The sequence below is a fragment of the Candidatus Clostridium stratigraminis genome, from assembly GCF_045310675.1.
GTDB classification, from domain to species: domain Bacteria; phylum Bacillota; class Clostridia; order Clostridiales; family Clostridiaceae; genus Clostridium_AT; species Clostridium_AT stratigraminis.
The window spans coordinates 1-203 of sequence record NZ_JBJHZZ010000060.1 but is presented as its reverse complement, the minus strand read 5'-3'; the positions used below and the strand labels follow the sequence as shown (position 1 = coordinate 203).

Here is a 203-nt window from a genome sequence, read left to right as displayed (position 1 = left end):
TTTTGTGTTTGATGTAAAATACCAGAAACGTGTACTGCACCGCCCATACCAGCAATTGCACCTGAAAATACCATTGCCAGTATTGTATTTTTTGATATATTAATTCCGCCATATTCTGCGCCATGCGGATTAATTCCAACTGCTCTTAGTTCATAACCTATAGTAGTTTTCCATAAAATCCAATAAATTAAGAAGGCAACAAC

Annotated in this window: 1 protein-coding gene; it reads right to left on the bottom strand. The window is 36.0% G+C overall.

Translation table 11 applies throughout. The annotated features are described in order from the left end of the window. Positions 1-203 (bottom strand): ABC transporter permease subunit (locus tag ACJDUG_RS17850; RefSeq protein WP_406771210.1); only part of this gene is annotated, 203 nt, incomplete at both ends.